Origin of the sequence: Paraburkholderia sp. UCT31, from assembly GCF_014397655.1 — a bacterium.
Taxonomy (GTDB): Bacteria; Pseudomonadota; Gammaproteobacteria; order Burkholderiales; family Burkholderiaceae; genus Paraburkholderia; species Paraburkholderia tuberum.
This window is the reverse complement of sequence record NZ_VZQP01000131.1, coordinates 1-5324: the sequence shown is the minus strand read 5'-3', so window position 1 is coordinate 5324 and position 5324 is coordinate 1. Positions and strand designations below refer to the sequence as shown.

The following is a 5324-nucleotide window of genomic DNA, read 5'->3' as shown; positions in this document are numbered from 1 at the left end:
ACCCGCATCTTACTGGGTGGCATCGAAGTCATGCACATGATTAAAAAAGGGCAGATGATGTGTCGCCACCGCACCACGCGTTCTGCAGCCCAGCAGTTCTATGCGTTGGCGGCATAAGTCGTACTAAAGATATCGCTTATGCTTGACCTCACCTCCTTATTGCGACAAAACCCCACCGGTTGCGCACCGGAACGCCGCGTTGAAGCCGCATTGAAAGTCAATGCCGAGCTCGCGCTTGGAAATGGACCAGATAAAGCCATGTAGTGAAGATCTTCACTACTCCGTTCTTTATGTTCAGCGGCCATCGCTTCGTTCGCCCGCGATCGATGTTTTTGGTTTGTGTCTGGCAAGCAAACTCAATAAGGTCTCCTCGGAAACCGGTTTCGCCAGAAGCTTCAAGCCGCTGGTGGCTACCTTCTTGAGCACCGCTGACGAAGTGTCGCCCGACCACAGGATCGCAGGAAGCGAAGCGTCGGTAACAGTGCGGACCGCCGCAATTGCAGCAATACCGTCTTCGTTTCTTAGCCGGTAATCGGAGAGGATGACGTGAGGACCGCTTGCCAACGCTTCAGTGCGCAACTGCTCGATGACATCGAAGGATGATTCTCCCGCCACCACGTAGCAGCCATGCTCGATCAGGCACATCGATATTTCGATTCTCAGGTCGCTGTTGTCCTCGATAATCACCACGACCAGATTGGTCAGATCCGGGGCGTCGTTTTCACCCGTTTGAACCTCGGGCAAGTCCGTCGGTATGCGCACGACGAAGGGGACCGTGACTGAAAAGCGCGAGCCCCGACCGGGTGCCGACTTCACGTCCAGTGTGTGTCCCAGAAGATTCGCGAGCCCCTGGACAATCGACAAACCCAGGCCGAACCCCTTTTCACGATCGCGCTCGGGATTGTCGACCTGGACATAGCTCCTGAAGATATCCCGCTGTCTATCCTCCGGGATACCGATTCCGTTGTCCCAGACGCTGATCCTGACGACGTCGCCGCGTCTTTGGCAGCTCACCAGAATATGCCCCTTCTTTCCCCTCTGTTCGGAAGGCGTATAACGCACCGCATTGAGCACCATATTCCGGACGATCCTGTCCAGCGCATGCCGATCCGTCCGGATCAGATAGGGCCGGCTATGGAGTCTCAACGTCAGCCCCTTCGCCCGGGCGATCGGTCGCACGTCCACAACGATCGCGTCTAAAAGCGAAGCCAGCATGACCTCTTGAATCTCTACATGCCAGGTACCCGATTCGAGGCGGCAGATATCCAGTGCACCGTTGATCATGTGTTCCATCGCATCGACTTGCCGTTGCGCAATCGAGAGATCTCCGCCCAAGGTGGTTGATCTAATGTTCCGGTCGATATAGTTCAGCTTCAGGCCAAGCGTGGTGAGCGGCTGGCGTAGGTCATGGCTTATCGCAGCGATAAACTGGTTCTTCTCCGCCGTCGCCGCTTCAGCCTGCAAGTGGGCCTCGACGAGAATGACCTCTTTTACATATGCGCGCTTGAGGTTGTAACAGAGAAAAAATGCAATAAAACAATAGCCGATCAGCTTACCCGTATACCACTCGAGCATGGCAGGCACGTTAATCAATAGAATCGGTCCCATGCCAAACGCGAATGGGATGGCGCCTAGCAAGAGTGAACCTAAAGTTGCACGAAGACTCGGCGCCAGCAGCAGCAAGGTAAAAGTATCACTGACCAGCGTCATCTCGGAGAAGCTATACCTGGCCAGAATCCTCAACACGGGGCCGTGGAAACTAGCTGGGATTAACCCCAGGCTACCCGCCGCCCACCACAACGATGTCAGCATGATCAATACGGCCCATGCCCAGTGCAATTGCTCGACCGCGTTGGCGTCCACATCCTTTGGAAGCGCCATCGTCTTTCTTAACAGGAAGATTGCCATGGGAGTAGCCATTCCCCACAATCCGAAGATCCAGACGAAACGGAACAGAAGATAAATATCCGGCGTCCTGATCCATGTCCCAAATACGAACACGAGCGCGCTTCCGAGCAACAGTAGCGCTATCCAATACACGGCTCGACGGGACAGTGACTCCACTAATCTGCGTTTGACGAAAAGATTCTGCCCGGCACTGAGTGCCGCCACGCGCCCCAGAAAGAGATTCACAAATTCAGCAAACCGGTGCCGTCCGATTTTCTGGACCGTCTCGCCCGCGCCAGGTGATGTTCCGGCCTCGGTCTTGGTGCCCCCGCCCGAATCACCTCGTGTCTGAGCACACGCGCCTTCGACCGATGTTTTTAGTTTGTGTCTGGCAAGCAAACTCAATAAGGTCTCCTCGGAAACCGGTTTCGCCAGAAGCTTCAAGCCGCTGGTGGCTACCTTCTTGAGCGCCGCTGACGAAGTGTCGCCCGACCACAGGATCGCAGGAAGCGAAGCGTCGGTAACAGCGCGGACCGCCGCAATTGCAGCAATACCGTCTTCGTTTCTTAGCCGGTAATCGGAGAGGATGACGTGAGGACCGCTTGCCAACGCTTCAGTGCGCAACTGCTCGATGACATCGAAGGATGATTCTCCCGCCACCACGTAGCAGCCATGCTCGATCAGGCACATCGATATTTCGATTCTCAGGTCGCTGTTGTCCTCGATAATCACCACGACCAGATTGGTCAGATCCGGGGCGTCGTTTTCACCCGTTTGAACCTCGGGCAAGTCCGTCGGTATGCGCACGACGAAGGGGACCGTGACTGAAAAGCGCGAGCCCCGACCGGGTGCCGACTTCACGTCCAGTGTGTGTCCCAGAAGATTCGCGAGCCCCTGGACAATCGACAAACCCAGGCCGAACCCCTTTTCACGATCGCGCTCGGGATTGTCGACCTGGACATAGCTCCTGAAGATATCCCGCTGTCTATCCTCCGGGATACCGATTCCGTTGTCCCAGACGCTGATCCTGACGACGTCGCCGCGTCTTTGGCAGCTCACCAGAATATGCCCCTTCTTTCCCCTCTGTTCGGAAGGCGTATAACGCACCGCATTGAGCACCATATTCCGGACGATCCTGTCCAGCGCATGCCGATCCGTCCGGATCAGATAGGGCCGGCTATGGAGTCTCAACGTCAGCCCCTTCGCCCGGGCGATCGGTCGCACGTCCACAACGATCGCGTCTAAAAGCGAAGCCAGCATGATCTCTTGAATCTCCACATGCCAGGTACCCGATTCGAGGCGGCAGATATCCAGTGCACCGTTGATCATATCCACCATCGCATCCACCTGTCTCTGTGCAATCGAGAGGTCACCAACCAGATTGGTTGATCCAATGTTCCGGAAGATATAGTTCAGCTTCAAGCCGAGCGTGGTGAGCGGCTGGCGCAAGTCATGGCTGATCGCCGCAATAAACTGGTTCTTCTCCGCCGTCGCCGCTTCAGCCAGCGATCGGGCTTCGACGAGAATAAGCTCTCTAACACCTGCGCGCTTCTGATCGTCACAGATAAACCATGCGATAAAACAAAGGCCAATCAATTGAGCCGCCAGCCAGTCAAGCGTAATCGGCCGGTAAATGAACATCAGATTTCCCATGCTTAGCCCAAATGGAATCGCGCCGAGCAGAAGTGAACATAAAGTCGCACGAAGACTAGGAGCCAGTAGCAAAATAGTAACTACATGGCTAATCAGCGTCAGTTCGACAAAAGTCATCCTCACCAATCTGACGTAATGACTATGGCCGCGCGGCCATGAAGGTGGCAGTAAGCCAAAACTTGCCGCCGCCCACCACAACGATGTCAGCATGATCAACACGGCCCACGCCCAGTGCAGTTGCTCGACCGTGGTGACGCCAGCGTGCTTTGGAAGCGCGATGGTCTTTCTTAGCAGGAAAAAAGCCATGGGGGCGGCGATCCCCCACAGTCCAGACATCCAGACGATGCGGAACACCGGGTCAAAACCCGCTGTACTGATCCATTTTCCAAATACGAACGTGCCTGCGCTGCCGAGCAACAGAAGCGCCATCCAATATAGCGCTCGACGGGACAGCGATTCCAATAACTTGCGTTTGACGAGCAGATCCTGCTCGGCAGTGAGCACTGCAACCGGTCCCAGAAAAAGCTTCACCGATTCAGCGAATCGGCGGAGCCCGATTCTTTTAACCTTTCCACCCGCGCCCATCGATGTTCTGGCCCCGGGCTTGTTGCCCGCGTGCGAATCACCGCGTGTTTGAGGACGGGACGCCATAGTAGGCCTCTGGGATTCAGTGCAGCATACGCCCCATTTTGATAGTGGTTCCGCAGCACGTCGATGGGAACAAGTGCTCTGCTGGATACAGAACAAAAGTTTGTCGTCAACGCAGGCGGATCCCATTGAGATTTGTGACCACTGCGCCGGGCATGGGGTTGAAGACCGTCAAAAGATACAGCTCGAGGGCAAGTATGAAGCCGTTCCTCGGCGTCACGCCGCACTGCAACTCCCGGACATCCAGGCCAAGCACTGCTTGTCAATCGCGATAGTCTGGGCTCGGAACGCGTAAGTCGCTTCGACATGCATCCACAACCCGGCGTGCGTGTCGTACTTCAAAAAACTAATCCTAACGAATGCACGCAAATCGATACCGAACATTTATTCGCCCAAAGGGGAGCATTTAATACCGAACATCAGATGGCCAACCTAACTACAACTGAGATGGCCAAACGTTGGAATGAATCAGCATAATCTGACACAGGAAGGCAGTAATTCACCGCGGCCCCCGCGAGGTTCTGCACACCGTATTTCGGCAACTGATCAGCATCGTGCCGCCGTAATGCCATGTTCCCATTCAACCGATTCAAGGAGTTCCAACATGAAGACCCTTGCATGCGTCATACTCGCCATCGGTGGGCTTGCCAGCCCGGTCCTCAGCTTCGCTCAGAGCACCGAGCCCGTCACCCGCGCACAGGTTCGCGCAAACCTGATCCGTCTAGAGGAGGCCGGCTATCGAGTCGGCGACGGCGACAGTACGACGTATCCCGCGCAAATCCAGGCGGCTGAACTGAAGATCAGTGCACAGGACAGCCAGCAGGTGGCCAACACCGCCGTTGGCGGCACGACGATGAATGGCACCTCGGCTGCCGGCAGTGCCCCGCATTTGCCGAACCTCTCGCCATCGTCGTGCGCCGGCCCCGCAAGTTACTGCAACATTTTCTTCGGTAACTGACCGCGGGGTTTTGTCGCAATAAGGAGGTGAGGTCAAGCATAAGCGATATCATTAGTACGACTTATGCCGCCAACGCATAGAACTGCTGGGCTGCAGAACGCGTGGTGCGGTGGCGACACATCATCTGCCCTTTTTTAATCATGTGCATGACTTCGATGCCACCCAGTAAGATGCGGGT

At 55.7% G+C, this 5324-nt stretch carries 3 protein-coding genes and 2 pseudogenes; 3 read left to right on the top strand and 2 right to left on the bottom strand.

All coding sequences use genetic code 11. From position 1 onward, the window contains the following. Together F6X40_RS40855 and F6X40_RS43040 are read left to right on the top strand one after the other, a co-directional pair. Positions 1 to 117, top strand: a pseudogene (locus F6X40_RS40855) (IS6 family transposase); the annotation flags it as partial. A gap of 21 nt (positions 118 to 138) precedes the next feature. Then, positions 139 to 264, top strand: a complete 126-nt coding sequence (locus F6X40_RS43040; RefSeq protein ID WP_262421743.1) for a hypothetical protein — start codon at positions 139 to 141, stop codon at positions 262 to 264. A gap of 30 nt (positions 265 to 294) precedes the next feature. On the opposite strand, the gene F6X40_RS40850 is transcribed toward F6X40_RS43040, so the two are convergent. Further along, positions 295 to 4191 carry an ATP-binding protein gene (locus F6X40_RS40850; RefSeq protein ID WP_187631806.1) on the bottom strand — a complete coding sequence of 1299 codons (3897 nt, stop codon included), beginning with the start codon at positions 4189 to 4191 and terminating at the stop codon, positions 295 to 297. A gap of 601 nt (positions 4192 to 4792) precedes the next feature. Here F6X40_RS40850 and F6X40_RS40845 point away from each other — a divergent pair. Then, entirely contained in the window at positions 4793 to 5146 is a 354-nt protein-coding gene (locus tag F6X40_RS40845) for a DUF4148 domain-containing protein (protein WP_187631805.1), read from the top strand. Between the two features lie 61 nt (positions 5147 to 5207). On the opposite strand, the pseudogene F6X40_RS40840 reads toward F6X40_RS40845, so the two are convergent. Further along, a pseudogene (locus F6X40_RS40840) lies at positions 5208 to 5324 on the bottom strand (IS6 family transposase); the annotation flags it as partial.